The sequence below is a fragment of the Nocardioides sp. genome (assembly GCF_041913365.1).
Classification (GTDB): domain Bacteria; phylum Actinomycetota; class Actinomycetes; order Propionibacteriales; family Nocardioidaceae; genus Nocardioides.
Window position 1 is genome coordinate 137,360 of the sequence record NZ_JAYSFM010000005.1, and the last position, 14,305, is coordinate 151,664.

At 71.5% G+C, this 14,305-nt stretch carries 16 protein-coding genes; 8 read left to right on the forward strand and 8 right to left on the reverse strand.

Features of this window, described 5'->3' with window-relative positions; translation table 11 throughout:
• Positions 1–939 (reverse strand): DNA glycosylase AlkZ-like family protein (locus tag ACE3QY_RS13520; RefSeq protein ID WP_374456542.1); only part of this gene is annotated, 939 nt, incomplete at its 3' end.
• Positions 940–952: 13 nt separating this feature from the next.
• A complete protein-coding gene (gene nadA, locus ACE3QY_RS13525; protein ID WP_374456543.1) occupies positions 953–2,125 on the reverse strand; it encodes a quinolinate synthase NadA in 1,173 nt (390 codons plus the stop codon).
• Between the two features lie 57 nt (positions 2,126–2,182).
• On the opposite strand from nadA, the gene ACE3QY_RS13530 reads away from it, so the two are divergent.
• Positions 2,183–3,424, forward strand: coding sequence for a glucose-1-phosphate adenylyltransferase family protein (locus ACE3QY_RS13530; protein WP_374456544.1), 1,242 nt, complete (start codon positions 2,183–2,185; stop codon positions 3,422–3,424).
• Between the two features lie 21 nt (positions 3,425–3,445).
• Here ACE3QY_RS13530 and ACE3QY_RS13535 read toward each other — a convergent pair whose 3' ends face one another.
• Genes ACE3QY_RS13535 through ACE3QY_RS13545 form a run of 3 tightly spaced genes read right to left on the reverse strand, consistent with a single transcriptional unit; the run spans position 3,446 to position 5,110 of the window.
• Positions 3,446–3,766, reverse strand: coding sequence for a hypothetical protein (locus ACE3QY_RS13535; protein WP_374456545.1), 321 nt, complete (start codon positions 3,764–3,766; stop codon positions 3,446–3,448).
• 40 nt (positions 3,767–3,806) lie between these two features.
• Positions 3,807–4,694 carry a GNAT family N-acetyltransferase gene (locus ACE3QY_RS13540; RefSeq protein ID WP_374456546.1) on the reverse strand — a complete coding sequence of 296 codons (888 nt, stop codon included), beginning with the start codon at positions 4,692–4,694 and terminating at the stop codon, positions 3,807–3,809.
• A complete protein-coding gene (locus ACE3QY_RS13545) occupies positions 4,691–5,110 on the reverse strand; it encodes an SRPBCC domain-containing protein (RefSeq protein WP_374456547.1) in 420 nt (139 codons plus the stop codon). The genes ACE3QY_RS13540 and ACE3QY_RS13545 overlap by 4 nt, the downstream gene beginning before the upstream one ends.
• A gap of 42 nt (positions 5,111–5,152) precedes the next feature.
• Here ACE3QY_RS13545 and ACE3QY_RS13550 point away from each other — a divergent pair, with 42 nt between their 5' ends.
• The 3 genes from ACE3QY_RS13550 to erpA all read left to right on the forward strand — a co-directional run bounded on the left by ACE3QY_RS13550 (position 5,153) and on the right by erpA (position 8,196).
• Positions 5,153–6,235, forward strand: a complete 1,083-nt coding sequence (locus ACE3QY_RS13550) for a glycerate kinase (protein WP_374456548.1) — start codon at positions 5,153–5,155, stop codon at positions 6,233–6,235.
• 489 nt (positions 6,236–6,724) lie between these two features.
• Complete coding sequence (locus ACE3QY_RS13555; RefSeq protein ID WP_374456549.1) at positions 6,725–7,534, forward strand: hypothetical protein; 810 nt, start codon at positions 6,725–6,727, stop codon at positions 7,532–7,534.
• Between the two features lie 302 nt (positions 7,535–7,836).
• Positions 7,837–8,196, forward strand: coding sequence for an iron-sulfur cluster insertion protein ErpA (erpA, locus tag ACE3QY_RS13560; protein ID WP_090971856.1), 360 nt, complete (start codon positions 7,837–7,839; stop codon positions 8,194–8,196).
• 66 nt (positions 8,197–8,262) lie between these two features.
• On the opposite strand, the gene ACE3QY_RS13565 is transcribed toward erpA, so the two are convergent.
• Positions 8,263–8,529: a hypothetical protein gene (locus ACE3QY_RS13565; RefSeq protein ID WP_374456550.1), complete on the reverse strand. Its 267-nt coding sequence runs from the start codon at positions 8,527–8,529 to the stop codon at positions 8,263–8,265.
• A gap of 64 nt (positions 8,530–8,593) precedes the next feature.
• Here ACE3QY_RS13565 and ACE3QY_RS13570 point away from each other — a divergent pair, with 64 nt between their 5' ends.
• Entirely contained in the window at positions 8,594–9,580 is a 987-nt protein-coding gene (locus ACE3QY_RS13570) for a carbohydrate kinase family protein (protein ID WP_374456551.1), read from the forward strand.
• A gap of 104 nt (positions 9,581–9,684) precedes the next feature.
• On the opposite strand, the gene ACE3QY_RS13575 is transcribed toward ACE3QY_RS13570, so the two are convergent.
• Positions 9,685–9,936: a sulfurtransferase TusA family protein gene (locus ACE3QY_RS13575; protein ID WP_374456552.1), complete on the reverse strand. Its 252-nt coding sequence runs from the start codon at positions 9,934–9,936 to the stop codon at positions 9,685–9,687.
• Entirely contained in the window at positions 9,933–11,060 is a 1,128-nt protein-coding gene (locus ACE3QY_RS13580) for a cysteine desulfurase family protein (protein WP_374456553.1), read from the reverse strand. The genes ACE3QY_RS13575 and ACE3QY_RS13580 overlap by 4 nt, the downstream gene beginning before the upstream one ends.
• 226 nt (positions 11,061–11,286) lie before the next feature.
• Here ACE3QY_RS13580 and coxB point away from each other — a divergent pair, with 226 nt between their 5' ends.
• The 3 genes from coxB to ACE3QY_RS13595 all read left to right on the forward strand — a co-directional run bounded on the left by coxB (position 11,287) and on the right by ACE3QY_RS13595 (position 14,275).
• Positions 11,287–12,129, forward strand: coding sequence for a cytochrome c oxidase subunit II (coxB, locus tag ACE3QY_RS13585; protein WP_374456792.1), 843 nt, complete (start codon positions 11,287–11,289; stop codon positions 12,127–12,129).
• Between the two features lie 95 nt (positions 12,130–12,224).
• On the forward strand, positions 12,225–13,880 hold the full coding sequence (gene ctaD, locus ACE3QY_RS13590) for a cytochrome c oxidase subunit I (RefSeq protein WP_374456793.1): 1,656 nt from the start codon (positions 12,225–12,227) through the stop codon (positions 13,878–13,880).
• Positions 13,877–14,275 (forward strand): cytochrome c oxidase subunit 4, encoded by a 399-nt coding sequence (locus ACE3QY_RS13595; RefSeq protein ID WP_374456554.1) that lies wholly within the window; start codon positions 13,877–13,879, stop codon positions 14,273–14,275. Before ctaD ends, ACE3QY_RS13595 begins: the two co-directional genes overlap by 4 nt.
• Positions 14,276–14,305 lie beyond the last annotated feature (30 nt).

A 14,305-nucleotide genomic window follows, 5' to 3' on the forward strand; every position in this document is an offset into this window, starting at 1 on the left:
GGGCGGGGGGTCGCGGTAGACGCCGCGCTGCTCCCCGCCCACCCCGGGGGGGTCGAGGGGGGGCACCAGCGCCGCCCACGGCTCGACGGGACCGGTGTCCTCGGCGTCCTCCGGCAGCAGCCAGCCGACCGCGCCGTCGTCGAGCGTGACCTGCACGGCCGCGACGTCGGCGAGCGCCCGGGTCACCGCGGTCTTGGTCGAGCCGAGCCACCACTGGATGTCGGCGGCCGTGCCGGGACCGAAGGTGACGAGCCAGGAGCGGACGAGGGCGGCGTACCCCTCGGCCTCGTCGAGGGGCTCCGGCACGACACCGAGCCAGTCCTCGGCAGTGGTCCACGTGGGCTTGTTGAGGCGCCAGTGCCCGGCGTTGCGGCCGCGCAGGGCCTTGCCCTCGAGCCCGAGGTGGGTCAGCACCCAGGGGGCGACCGGGACCGCCCGGTCCCACGTCTTGTCCGTGTCGCCGCCGATCATCCCGGCGAGCTCCGGGACCTCCGCGCGCAGCTGCGCGGTCGTGGCCGGGCCAGCGGCGAGGCGCTCGAGCACCGCCTCGCGGGCCGCGTCGAGCCAGGCGTCGCCGTCCGGCGCGATCCCCGCGCCGGCGATGGCCTTGGCGATGCGCTTGCGCTCGGAGGTGGCGACCCGGGCGGAGGCGCTGCCCCAGGCGGCCGGCAGCAGCTCGCGGGGGAAGACGAACAGCGTGCGCCGCATGGCCAGCTGCTTGACGACCTGGCGCACGTCGTAGAGCTCGGCGTCGATGAGCTCGGGCGTCAGGCCCTCCGCGCGCGCCGCGAGTGCGAGGTGCACCGTCGCCGCCTCGGTCGCGTGCAGCACGGTCATCGCCGAGGTGACGACGCCGACGTCGTCCTTGCGGTGCGGCGGCGCCAGGCAGTGGCGTACGGCGATGCGGCTGCGCCGCTCCGCGTCGGTGACGTGCCGCACCTGCGCGCTCGCCTCAGTCGCGGTGGGACTTGCCGGGCAGGTCGAGCATCCGCTGGAGGGCCAGCAGGGCGTCGGCCTCGGTCTCGGGGTCGACGGTGATCCGGTTGACCACCTCGCCGGCGACGAGGCTCTCCAGCGCCCAGACCAGGTGCGGGAGGTCGATGCGGTTCATCGTCGAGCAGTAGCAGACGTTGCGGTCGAGGAAGACGATCGTCTTGTCGGGGTGGGCGTCGGCGAGGCGCTTGACGAGGTTGAGCTCGGTGCCGATCGCCCACACCGTGCCGGGCTCGGCCGCCTCGATGGTCTTGATGATGAACTCTGTCGACCCGACGAGGTCGGCCTTGAGCACCACCTCGTGCTTGCACTCGGGGTGGACGAGCACGTTGATGTCGGGGTGCTTCGCGCGCAGCTCGTCGACGACGTCCTCGGAGAAGCGGCCGTGGACGGAGCAGTGGCCCTTCCACAGGATCATCCGGGCGCGCTGGAGCTCCTCGGCGGTGAGGCCGCCGCCGGGCTGGAGCGGGTCCCACACGACGCACTCGTCGAGGGCGATGCCCATCTGGAGCACGGCGGTGTTGCGGCCGAGGTGCTGGTCGGGAAGGAAGAGGATCTTGGAGTCCGGCTTCTGCCCGAAGGCCCAGTCGAGCGCGACGTCGGCGTTGGACGAGGTGCAGACGACGCCGCCGTTGCGGCCGCAGAACGCCTTGATGTCGGCGCTGGAGTTCATGTAGGTCACCGGCACGACGCCGTCCTGGATGCCGGCGTCGGCCATCGCGTCCCAGGCGTCCTCGACCTGGCGCAGGCGGGCCATGTCGGCCATCGAGCAGCCGGCCGCGAGGTCGGGCAGCACGACCTGCTGCGCCGGGGAGGTGAGGATGTCGGCCGACTCGGCCATGAAGTGGACGCCGCAGAAGACGATGAACTCGGCGTCGGGGCGGGCCGCGGCGTCGCGCGCGAGCTTGAAGGAGTCGCCGGTGACGTCGGCGAACTGGATGACCTCGTCGCGCTGGTAGTGGTGGCCGAGCACGAAGACCCGCTCACCGAGGGCCTCCTTGGCCGCGCGGGCGCGCTCGACCAGGGTCGGGTCGGACGCTGCCGGGAGGTCACCGGGGCACTCCACGCCGCGCTCGGCGTCGAGGTCGCGGCCCTTGCCGAGCGGGAGGAGCGGCAGGTCGACGATGCTCATGGACGCCATCCTATGAGGGCGTACCGACGCTTCTCACCCTGTGGCAGGCTCTCCGGCATGCCACGACGCGGTGAGGTCCTTGCCCTGGTGCAGGCGGGCGGGCAGGGCTCCCGCATGGACGTGCTGACGCGCGAGCGCGCCAAGCCGGCGCTGCCCTACGGAGGTGTCCACCGCCTCATCGACTTCGCACTGTCCGGGCTGGTGCACGCCGACCTCTCGGACGTGTGGGTGTCGCTGGAGTACCAGGTCACCTCGATCGACGAGTACCTCTCCGGCGGTCGCCCCTGGAGCCTGGACCGCAACCGCGGCGGCTTCCGGCGGATCGTGCCGCAGACGGGCACCGGTCCAGCGACCGAGAGCGGCTTCGCGCACGGCAACGGCGACCTGCTGCTGCGGATGTCGGCCGACCTGGAGGCGTTCGGCGCCCGGACGCTGGTGGTGTGCAGCGCCGACCACGTCTTCAACATGGACCTCGCGCCGGTGGTGGAGGAGCACGTGGCCGCCGGGCGGTCGGCGACTGTCCTGACCAGCGAGGTGACCAAGAAGGACGCCTCCGACAACGTCGTGGTCGTCGCGCGCCGCGACGGCACCGTGACCGCGATCGAGCACAAGCCGTCGCGGCCCTCCACCGGCACTGTCGCGACCGAGATCTTCGTCTACGACACGGCCGTGCTCGTGGAGACGCTGCACGCGCTGCGCGCCGAGCTCGCGGACGAGCAGGACCAGGAGGACGCGGAGTCCGGCGACAGCGGCATCGGTGACTTCGGCGAGCACCTGCTGCCCCGGCTGGTCGAGGGCGGCCAGGTGGTCGCGGTCCCGCTGACCGGCTACTGGAAGGACGTCGGCCAGCCGGGGCTCTACCTCCAGTCCCACCGCGACCTGCTGGCCGGCAAGGTCGACGTCTTCGACCACCCCGGACGTCCCGTCATCTCGCACTGGCCGGACCGGCCGGCCGCCCGGGTGCGCGCCGCGGGGGAGTGCCACGACTCGCTGGTCTCCCCGGGAGCCGACGTGAGCGGCCTCGTCGTCGGCAGCGTCCTGGGGCCGGGCGTGGTCGTGGAGAAGGGTGCCGAGGTCCACGACAGCGTCGTGATGGAGGACTGCGTGATCCGGGCCGGCTCGGTGGTGCGCACGGCCGTCCTCGACGAGCGCTGCGAGGTCGGCGCAGGCACGCGGGTCGGCGGCGAGCCGTCCGGCCGGCTGGCACGGGACGAGGACGTCGTGCTGGTGGGGCGCGACTCGCGGGTCGTCAGCGACGTGGCTGCCGGCGCCCGCCTCGAGCCCGGCTCGGACGCCTGATCGGTCCGGCGCGTCCTCCGGTCAGCCGGGATCGGTGAACGAGACCGGCTTGCCGGTCGCGCGGGCGTGGGCGATCTCCCGGCTCGTGGACTCGCCGACGTAGCCGCCCGGGTTGACGACCAGGACCCGGTCGGCCAGGTCGATCTTGCGCAGGTGGAGGGCGTCCAGCGCGGCCTTCTGCTCGTGGGTGATCGACTCCTCGCCGTGCCCGTCGACGCGCCGGAAGACGCCCGGCGCGAGGACGATGGCGCCGGAGAAGGTCAGGTCACGGTTGGCCGCGCTCATCTCGTCCGCGAAGCGGGTGGAGCCGCAGATGCAGACGATCTCGGGTCGGTCGGTCACGGAGGACTCCTCGGGATCGGAGGTGGGGACGGGCACGGGCCTAGAGGAGCGACCCGTGGTGGATGTAGGGCGCGGGCGGCTTCATCCGGCGCAGGCACAGGTAGCCGCTCTGGTGGACCGACATCCGGGCCGCCAGCCCGACGTCGATCGCCCAGGCGTTGGCCGCGGTGACGTGGTGGACCGACACCTGCTCGCCGGGCGGTGACGAGGCCAGCGCCTCCCACACCAGCGACGCGGCCGTACGCCGGTTGGTGGCCGCGACCAGCATCGGTGCCCCGTCGCTGCCGACGTAGCCGTAGCCCGAGCCGGTCGTGTGGTCGACGACGACCAGGCGGAACTGGTCGAGCAGCAGCTCGTGGTCGGACAGGTGTGCGGCGCCGCGGGTCTGCCGGTCGATCGAGTTCATCAGGTCGATGTCGGCGGCCGTGCCCTCCCGGACCCGCTCGACGACCGGGATCGCGCTGCGGTCGACCACGCCCGTCAGCAGCATCTGCGGGTGCAGGTCGAAGCCGGCCAGCCGGTAGCGGCGTACGGCACCGGGGTCGGCGCTGGAGGCGAACATGCCGCGCAGGCAGCCGCGCCCGTGGTGCAGCGCCGAGGCCATCAGCTGGGTGCCGATGCCCTGACCCTGGTGCTGCGGGAGCACGGCGAAGGACGCGAGGATCCACATCAGCTCGCGGACCCGGGAGACGGCGCCACCGACGACCTGACCGTCGACCTCGGCCGCCCAGCAGCCGCCCGGGTCGGTGCGCAGGGCCGCTCGGGTGCGGGCGATCCAGGCGCCGTTGCGGGCGGGCGGGCGGCGTACGGGGTCGGGCCAGGCGCGCTGGTAGGTGCGGGTGTCGACGTCGTAGTAGCTGGTGGCCGTGATGTCGGCCAGCGCCTCCAGGTCGTCCTCGCGCAGCGGACGGACGAGGGCCGCGGTCACGAGACGTGGGCGGCGTACCGGGCGAGGAGGTCGTCCCAGTGGGTGTACTTGGCGCGCACCTGCTCCGAGCCGTCGGCCCACCCGCCGTGCTCGAGGTGCACGCGGGTGCCGCTGCCCTCGTCGGTGAAGCGGACGTCGAGCTGCGTGGGCTCGGCCTGGTCGTGGCCGAGCCAGAAGTCCATGACCAGGTGGCCCAGCGGGTCCCACGTCGTGACGTGGCCCCAGGTGTAGCGCTGGTCGTCGTCGTGGACGGTCTCCACCGGCCCGTTGGGGTCGATGGCGATGCTGCTGAACGTCGGCGGGTCCGGGCTGAGCATGGGATCCCACCACTCGCCCATCTGGGCGGTGAACCCGACGAACGCCAGGGCGGGTTTCACCGGGACCGTGATCTCCGCGACGATGGGGTCAAGGCTCATGCGAGAAGCATGCCCGATGGGGGCGCTGCAAGGATGACCGCCATGCGCGTGCTGATCGCCCCGGACAAGTTCGCCGGGACCCTGACGGCCGTCGAGGCCGCCGACGCCATCGCCGCCGGGTGGCGGCGCCACGCCCCGGACGACGAGCTCGACCTCGCCCCGATGGCCGACGGCGGCCCCGGCTTCGTCGACGTCCTGCACGCCGCGCTGGGTGGCGAGCTCTCGGCCGTCACGGTCTCCGGGCCGCACGGGGCGCCCGTGCCGGCCGTGGTGCTGCGCGTGGGGGAGACGGCGTACGTCGAGAGCGCGCAGGCCGCAGGCCTCCATCTCGTCTCCGGCCCGGCCGAGACGGCGACCAGCCGCGGGGTCGGCGAGCTCGTCCTCGCCGCCATCTCCGGCGGCGCGACCACGGTGGTCGTCGGGCTGGGCGGCTCCGGCACCAACGACGGCGGCGCGGGTGTCCTGGCCGCCCTGGGGGCGATCTCGGACGGCGTGCTGGACGGCGGCGCCGCGGCCCTGGCCTCGGTGACCTCGGTCGACCTCTCGGCCGCACGTGCGCGGCTGGCCGGAGTCACGCTCGTCGCCGCCAGCGACGTCGACAACCCGCTGACCGGGCTCTTCGGGGCGACCAAGACCTTCGGGCCGCAGAAGGGCATCGGCGAGGACCGGATCGCGGAGGTGGACGGCTGGCTCGAGGCCTTCGCGGCCGCCACCGACCGGCGTACGTCGCTGGAGAAGGGCGCCGGCGCCGCCGGTGGCATCGGCTACGCCCTCCTCGCCCTCGGCGCCACCCGCGAACCCGGCATCGGGCTGGTCACCTCCGCCGTGTCGCTGGCGTCGCGCGCCCGGGCCGCCGACCTCGTGGTGACCGGCGAGGGCGCCTTCGACTTCTCCAGCCGCGCCGGCAAGGTGCCCTACGGCGTCGCCGGGGTGGCGGCCGAGGCCCTCCGCCCCTGCATCGCCCTCGCCGGGCAGGTGCTCGTCGGGTCGCGGGAGATGCGCGCCCTCGGCATCGAGTCGGCGTACTCCCTCGTCGAGCTGGTGGGGGAGGAGCGCGCGATGGGCGCCCCCGCCGACGCCCTCGCCGACCTCGCCGCCCGGGTCGCCCGCACCTGGTCCCGCTGATCTGCCTCCCGGGGTGGCGGCACATTGCAGGTGCGCGCAGCCTGAGGGCGTGATCTGCCGCCACCCGCGCGGGCCGCAGGTGTGGGGTGGCGGCACATCGCAGGTGTGCACGGCCTGAGGGCGTGATCTGCCGCCACCCGCGCGGGCCGCATTGGGGGTGGCGGCACATCGCAGGTGTGCACGGCCTGAGGGCGTGATCTGCCGCCACCCAGTCCTGTGCACCGCAGGCCGCGAAGCGTTCACAGCGCAGTCATCCGCGCGCTCCTCCACAGGCACTCGAGTCGGAGCTCGCAGGCATGGCGCAAGCCAACCGACGCTCGTCGGATGCAAGATCTCCGACCCGTGCGCGGACACCGGCGAGGCACCCCCTGGTCAGCCGTGACCTACGGCGTGCACCGCCCCGCGTCCAATTCGCCCGCGTCCAATCGGGCCGAGTCCGACCATCCGCCGTTCTGGGACCCCCACGACCTGGCCGGCTGGCAACTCCTCATGACCGATGTCGGGTGCTTCACCGGCCTGACTGCGCTCGAGGTGATCGGAGTCCCGCTGCCTCCGCTGCCCGACCGGTGTCCGGTCTTCATGGCACTCGCCAAGGACGACCCGCGCCCGATGCGCGACGGTGTGCACACCAGCCGGCACATCCGCACGGTGGCATGCACGGAGGTGCGCGGGCTGCGCGTCGCGGTGGTGCCGGAGGCGCTCGTGGCGGCGGCTCGGTGGGTCGGCCTCGTCGACGTCGTCGTCCTGGTCGACGCCGCGCTGTACCTCGAGCTCGTGACGTTCGACGAGCTCGAGGAGATCTCGAAGTCGCGACGCCCCGGCAGCCGCCGGCTTCGAGAGGCGCTGGCGCTGGTCGACGGCCGCGCCGAGTCGGTGTGGGAGTCGCTGCTCCGCCTGCTCCATGTCGTGTGCGACATCGAAGTCGAGCCCCAGTGGCAGCTCGTGGATGCGCACGGAGTGCTGATCGCTGAGGCGGATCTCTGGCTCGTCGGCACGACGGCCCTCCACGAGTACGACGGTGACGAGCACGAGCGGGCGCCTCGTCGAGTTCGTGATCGGCGCCGGGACCGTCGCGTGGACAAGCAGGGCTTCGTACGCCGGGGCTACACCGCTGGGGACGTCATCCGTCGAGCGGTGACGATCCTCGAGGATGCTGATCGAGCACTCGGCAGGCCGCATGACCCGACGCGCGTCCGGGCGTGGCACGACCTCCTGAGGGACTCGCTGTTCACGCCCGCCGGGCGCGCCGCGTTCCTCGAGCGCGTCCCAGTCGCGCCACCGCGCCGTCGTACCGCCTGAGGGTGGCGGCAGATCGCAGCCCGCAAGACCTGTCGCGTGCAAGGTGCCGCCACCTTCCAGCGGGCGTACCTTGGGTGGCGGCAGATCGCGGCCCGCGGGGCCTGTCGCGTGCAAGGTGCCGCCACCCTTCCGGCGGGCGTGTTGGGGGTGGCGGCAGATCGCAGCCTGCAGGGCCTGTCGCGTGCAAGGTGCCGCCACCTGGCGGGCGAGGGCAGGCGGATCTCGGGCAGGACCACGGGGAATAACCCGTGGTGTGCGACCATTGGAGACAGCAGTACCCCGAGACTTTCTGGAGTGATGAGATGACCGAGCAGGTCGAGACCACCGAGCGCCGCACCGACCAGATCAACCTGTCCGCCGTCGCAGCGGGCAAGGTCAAGAGCCTCCTCGAGCAGGAGGGCCGGGACGACCTGGCCCTGCGCATCTCCGTCCAGCCGGGTGGCTGCTCGGGCCTGCGCTACCAGCTCTTCTTCGACGAGCGCACCCTCGACGGCGACGTGACCACCGACTTCGACGGTGTGACCGTGGTGGTCGACCGGATGAGCGTCCCCTACCTCAACGGTGCCGAGATCGACTTCGTCGACACCATCGAGAAGCAGGGCTTCACGATCGACAACCCGAACGCCACCGGCTCGTGCGCGTGCGGCGACTCGTTCCACTGATCCATCCATGACGAAGGGCCCCAGCCGACCGGCTGGGGCCCTTCGTCATGCTCGGGAGCCGCGGGGTCAGTCCAGGTGGAGGTGCAGGGCGTTGGCCAGCCGGGCGGCGGCCTCCGAGATGCGGATCTCGCGCTTGCCGACCTCGGCGGGGTAGTCCTCGAAGCGGATGCTCGGCGGCGTGGCGACGGCCGCCCGGGCGGCACGCTCGAGGTGCGCCTCCAGACGCAGGTTGCGACCGGTCTCCTGGCAGTCGGCAGCCATCTCGGCAGGCGTGCCCAGCTCGTCGTGGACCAGGTGCGCAGGGCGGGCGAGACCGCCGGATGAAGTCGTCATGTCGACGACGTTATTGGCTACCGAGGGGTATCCAGAGGCGTACCGGAAGGTAGTGTTTCGCGTCGTGTCCCTCCTTGTTGCCGGATCCATCGCGACCGACCACCTGATGTCCTTCCCGGGCAAGTTCGCCGACAGCCTCGTCGTCGAGCAGCTCGACAAGCTCTCGGTCTCCTTCCTGGTCGAGGAGCTCGAGGTACGACGTGGCGGGTGCGCCGCCAACATCTGCTTCGGACTGGGCAACCTGGGCCTGCGTCCGGTGCTCGTCGGGGCGGTCGGCGAGGACTTCGCCGAGTACCGCTCCTGGCTCGAGCGCCACAACGTCGACTGCGACTCGGTCCACGTGTCCGAGACCAAGCACACGGCCCGGTTCGTGTGCACCAACGACACCGCTCACGCGCAGATCGCCAGCTTCTATGCCGGCGCGATGAGCGAGTCGCGCGAGATCGAGCTGAAGCCGATCGTCGACCGCGTCGGCGCGCCCGACTACGTGATCATCGGCCCCGACGACCCGCAGGGCATGCTCCGCCACACCGAGGAGTGCCGCCAGCGCGGCTACCGCTTCCTCGCCGACCCGTCCCAGCAGCTCGCCTTCGGCGACGGCGACCTGATCCGCCCGCTCATCGACGGCGCGGAGATCCTGTTCTCCAACGAGTACGAGGCCAGCCTGATCACCCAGAAGACCGGGTGGAGCGCTGAGGAGGTCCTTTCGCGGGTCGGCACCTGGGTCGTCACCCTCGGCCCGGCAGGCGTGCGCATCGACCGCAAGGGCGAGGAGTCGGTCGTCGTGCCGGCCGTCCCCGAGATCGAGAAGGTCGAGCCCACCGGCGTCGGCGACGCGTTCCGCGCCGGCTTCCTCGCCGCCCTCAGCTGGGGCCTTGACCACGTCCGCGCCGCGCAGCTCGGCTGCCTGCTGGCGGTCTACGTCGTGGAGAAGGTCGGCACCCAGGAGTACGAGATCTCCCGCAGCGCCTTCCTCGCCCGGTGCGAGGAGACCTACGGCGCCGACGCCGTCGCCGACATCGAGCCCCACCTCAAGACGATCCGACCCTGAGTGCTTCGGCAGTACCCGCCGGCGTGCCTGCGTAGTCAGGGACGTTCGCGTAGGTGAGTCGGGGCGTCGACCTACCAGATCGTCCCCAACTACCCCGCGGGTGCTCAGCTGAGTCTGCGCACGACGTAGCGCGGGACGCCGTCGTCGGTGGTGTCCGCGCCGACGTAGTCCTGTCCCTTCATCCGGCACCACGCAGGTACGTCGACCGCTGCCGCGGGGTCGTGGGCGAGGACGGCCAGCAGGTCGCCGACCTCGACGTCGGTGAGGTGGCGGGCCAGCTCGATCACCGGCATCGGGCAGGGCATGTCCCGGCAGTCGAGCTCGAGGGCGACGGGCCCGAGGTCGGCGCCGGTCACAGTCCGACCCGTGCGCGGATCCCGGCGACCAGACCGGGGAGGGCGTCGCAGAAGGCGTCCACGTCGGCGCGGGTGGTGTCGCGCTGTAGCGAGAGCCGCACGTTGCCGTGCGTGAGCACCCCCATCGCCTCCAGGACGTGGCTGGGCGTGAGGGTGGAGGCCGTGCAGGCCGAGCCGCTGGCGATGCCGAAGCCGCAGCGGTCCAGCTCGGTGACGAGCGCCTCGCCGTCGACGTAGAGGCAGGAGAACGTCACGAGGTGGGGGAGCCGGCGGTCCGGGTCGCCGACGACCTCCACGTCGGGGACCTCCGCAGCAACCCGGCGGCGTACGACGTCGACGAGCGCGTGCTGGCGCGCGTTGACCTCCTCGCGCTCGGCCACCACCGCCTGGAGCGCGGCGGCCGCGGCGAGGACCGCGGGAACGTTCTCGAAGCCGGTCGAGCGCTCGTCGATCCGGTCGTCGCCGGGGAAGGGGTTGCGCCACCGGGCTCGCTTGCGCACCAGCAGCACGCCGACCCCGGCCGGGCCGCCCCACTTGTGGGCGGAGCCGGCGGCCGCCGCCCAGCCGTCCGGCAGCGGCAGGCGGCCCATGGAGGCGCAGGCGTCGGTGAAGAGCGGCACGCCGTCGGGGAGCTCGAGGTCGCCGACGTCCTGGAGGGTGCCGACCTCGTGGTTGGCGGTCTGGAGGGCCACGACGCCGACGTCGGGCGCGGCAGCGCGAGCGGCGAGCCCGCCGGCGTCGACGCGGCCCAGGCGGTCGACGACCGTCTCCGTCGACCGGGCACCCCAGGAGACGGCGTGCCGGACGGCCGAGTGCTCGACCGCGGAGTGGACGACGACGTCGCCGCGCCGCGAGCCCCCCACCAGGCCGAGCAGGCCGAGGTGCACCGCGTGGGTGCCGCTGGGCGTGAACGTCACCTCGTCGGGTCGGACGCCGAGCGCGTTGGCGGTGGCCTCGCGGGCGTTGTCGAGCAGCAGCCGCGCCTCGCGGCCCGGACGGTGCAGTCGGCGCGGGTCGGCGTAACCCCGGTCGAGCGCCGCCAGCAGGACGTCGCGGGCCGCCGGGTGCAGCGGGGAGGACGAGGCGCTGTCGAGGTCGCCCTCGCGAGCCACGGGACCGGTCACAGGGGCAACTTATGCCACACACAGCGGGCTGCACGCCGGGCGGGGGAGGCTGACCGGGCCAGATCCGCCGACACCCGACCCTGCCCCGCACGGCCGGGCCGGATGGCGATAGTCTCTATCCGTCGAAAAGGACCGAGAGAGAGGCTCGTCAGTGGGTCTGCAAGTCCCCAAGCTTTCAGGCGCGCCGGCTCGGCGCATCCTGAGGGTCGCGCTGCTGGGCGTGACGATGCTGGTTCTGGCCGGGTGTTCCGACGCCGACGAGCACCAGATCCGCAACCTCGCGATGCCCGACCGCGCCTCCGCGCAGGGTCCCTACACCTACGAGCTGTGGAAGTGGGCCTGGGTGGCCGCCATGGTCACCGGTGTCATCGTCTGGGGCCTGATCTTCTACGCCGTGGTGAGGTTCCGCCGCCGCAGCGACGACGAGGTCCCGCGTCAGACGCGCTACAACCTGCCGCTCGAGGTCTTCTACACGATCGCGCCGGTCCTGATGTGCGTGGTGTTCTTCTTCCACACCGTCCGCGTGCAGGACGAGGTGGTCAAGCTCGAGGACAACCCCGACATGACCGTCGAGGTGATGGGCCAGCAGTGGACCTGGACGTTCAACCACGGCATCGGTGAGCAGAACGCCGCTGCCACTGGCGAGGACGACGACTTCGCCTACGGCGAGTACGTCTACACCTCCGGTGACGGCAACGAGATCCCCACCCTCGTGCTGCCGGTCGACCAGCGGATCCAGTTCAACCTGCACTCGCCCGACGTGATCCACGACTTCGGCGTCCCGGCCTTCCTGGTCAAGATGGACGTCATCCCCGGCCGCGTGAACAAGCTCCAGATCACGCCGACCGTCGAGGGTGACTACGTCGGCAAGTGCTACGAGCTCTGCGGCGTCTACCACTCCCGCATGCTGTTCAACGTCAAGGTCGTCAGCCAGTCCGAGTACGACGCCTACCTCGCCGACCTGGCCGAGGCCGGGCAGACGGCCGACGCGCCCGTCCTCGGTGGGTCCAACGCCACGACTCAGACCGGACTGGGCGAAAGCCAGTCCCAGGAAGGGAGCCAGGAGTGAGCGCCGCAGCATCCGCCGCCGCCCCGGAGCGCAAGGCCCTCGGTCAGCAGGTCGTCCGCCTGCTCACCACGACCGACCACAAGCTGATCGGCAAGATGTACCTCGGGACCTCGTTCGCGTGGTTCCTCGCCGCCGGCCTGATGGCCATGCTGATCCGCGCGGAGCTGGCCTACCCCGGCCAGCAGGTCGTCAACGAGCAGCTCTACAACCAGCTCTTCACGATGCACGGCACGATCATGCTGCTGCTGTTCGCGACGCCGCTGTTCTTCGGCTTCGCCAACGTGATCATGCCGCTGCAGATCGGTGCGCCCGACGTCGCGTTCCCGCGCCTCAACATGTTCAGCTACTGGCTGTTCCTGTTCGGCGGACTGATCGCGGGCTCGGGCTTCCTGACCCCGCAGGGCGCCGCCGACTTCGGCTGGTTCGCCTACACGCCGCTCTCCGACGCCGTCCGCAGCCCGGGCGTCGGCGGTGACCTCTGGATCATGGGCCTCTGGATGGCCGGTCTGGGCTCGATCCTCGGTGGAGTCAACTTCATCACCACGATCATCTGCATGCGTGCCCCCGGCATGACCATGTTCCGGATGCCGATCTTCGTCTGGAACACCCTGATCACCAGCATGCTCGTGATCCTGGTCTTCCCGATCCTGGCCGGCGCGCTGCTCTCCCTGGAGGCCGATCGCATCCTCGGGGCGCACGTGTTCGACCCGTCGCACGGCGGGCCGATCCTGTGGCAGCACCTGTTCTGGTTCTTCGGGCACCCCGAGGTCTACATCATCGCGCTGCCGTTCTTCGGCATCATCTCCGAGATCCTCCCGGTCTTCAGCCGCAAGCCGATCTTCGGCTACGTCGGCCTGGTGGCCGCGACGCTCGGCATCGCGATGCTGTCGGTCGCGGTGTGGGCCCACCACATGTTCGTCACCGGCGCCGTGGACCTGCCGTTCTTCTCCGGCATGACCTTCCTCATCGCCGTGCCGACAGGTGTGAAGTTCTTCAACTGGATCGGCACGATGTGGGGCGGAAGCCTGTCCTTCGACACCCCGATGCTGTGGTCGATCGGCTTCCTGACCACCTTCCTGTTCGGTGGCCTGACGGGTGTCATCCTGGCCAGCCCGCCGCTGGACTTCCACGTCTCCGACTCCTACTTCGTGGTCGCGCACTTCCACTACGTCGTCTTCGGCACCGTGGTGTTCGCGATGTTCGCCGGCTTCTACTTCTGGTGGCCGAAGATGACCGGCCGGATGCTCGACGAGCGCCTGGGCAAGGTGCACTTCTGGATCCTGTTCGTCGGCTTCCACACCACCTTCCTCGTCCAGCACTGGCTGGGTGTCGAGGGCATGCCGCGTCGCTACGCCGACTACCTCCCGGCCGACGGCTTCACCACGCTCAACCAGATCTCCACCGTCGGCTCGTTCCTGCTCGGTGCGTCGGTGCTGCCGTTCCTCTACAACGTCTACGTGTCCGCCAAGGCACCGGCGGTCGAGGTCGACGACCCGTGGGGCTGGGGCCGCTCGCTCGAGTGGGCCACCAGCAGCCCGCCGCCGCGCCACAACTTCCACACGCTGCCCCGGATCCGGTCCGAGTCGCCCGCCTTCGACCTGCACCACCCCGAGGTGGCGCTGCGTGAGCTGGAGGAGCACCCGGCCGAGCGCAACGGCGACGTCGCCGACGCCCCCGAGGTGTCGGGTCGCGAGGAGATGCTGCGCGACCGGGCCGACACGACCACCCCGACCGAGGAGGAGAACCGATGAAGGCCGAGGCCTGGATCTTCGGGATCACCGCGCTGTTCGTCGTGGTGGTCACCCCCGCCTACTGGTTCCTCGCCGAGGACCCGACCGGCACCTCCGCCCTGGTCATGACCGCGCTGCTCTTCGGCATGGTGACCCTCTACCTCGGTTTCCACGCCTCGCGCATGGACCCGCGGCCGGAGGACCGCAAAGAGGGTGAGATCGCCGAGGGCGCCGGGGAGCTGGGCTTCTTCCCGCCCTACTCCTGGTGGCCGCTCTGGTGCGCCCTCACCCTGGGCGTCATCGTCTACGGCACCGCCCTCGCGGCGTGGTGGCTGGTGATCATCGGCTTCACCATCGGCGCCGTGGCCGTCTGCGGCTTCGTCTTCGAGTACTACCGGGGTGAGCACGCTCACTGAGCGCCCGCCGCCGCACGCTCGTCGAATTCG

Excerpts from the sequence above, each read along its gene's own strand:
- erpA (WP_090971856.1), top strand. The coding sequence starts at position 7,837 with ATGACCGAGCAGGTCGAGACCACCGAGCGCCGCACCGACCAGATCAAC.
- ACE3QY_RS13530 (WP_374456544.1), top strand. The coding sequence starts at position 2,183 with ATGCCACGACGCGGTGAGGTCCTTGCCCTGGTGCAGGCGGGCGGGCAG.
- ACE3QY_RS13595 (WP_374456554.1), top strand. The coding sequence starts at position 13,877 with ATGAAGGCCGAGGCCTGGATCTTCGGGATCACCGCGCTGTTCGTCGTG.
- ACE3QY_RS13550 (WP_374456548.1), top strand. The coding sequence starts at position 5,153 with ATGCGCGTGCTGATCGCCCCGGACAAGTTCGCCGGGACCCTGACGGCC.
- ctaD (WP_374456793.1), top strand. The coding sequence starts at position 12,225 with ATGTACCTCGGGACCTCGTTCGCGTGGTTCCTCGCCGCCGGCCTGATG.
- nadA (WP_374456543.1), bottom strand. The coding sequence starts at position 2,125 with ATGAGCATCGTCGACCTGCCGCTCCTCCCGCTCGGCAAGGGCCGCGAC.
- coxB (WP_374456792.1), top strand. The coding sequence starts at position 11,287 with ATGCTGGTTCTGGCCGGGTGTTCCGACGCCGACGAGCACCAGATCCGC.
- ACE3QY_RS13565 (WP_374456550.1), bottom strand. The coding sequence starts at position 8,529 with ATGACGACTTCATCCGGCGGTCTCGCCCGCCCTGCGCACCTGGTCCAC.
- ACE3QY_RS13555 (WP_374456549.1), top strand. The coding sequence starts at position 6,725 with ATGACCGATGTCGGGTGCTTCACCGGCCTGACTGCGCTCGAGGTGATC.
- ACE3QY_RS13545 (WP_374456547.1), bottom strand. The coding sequence starts at position 5,110 with ATGAGCCTTGACCCCATCGTCGCGGAGATCACGGTCCCGGTGAAACCC.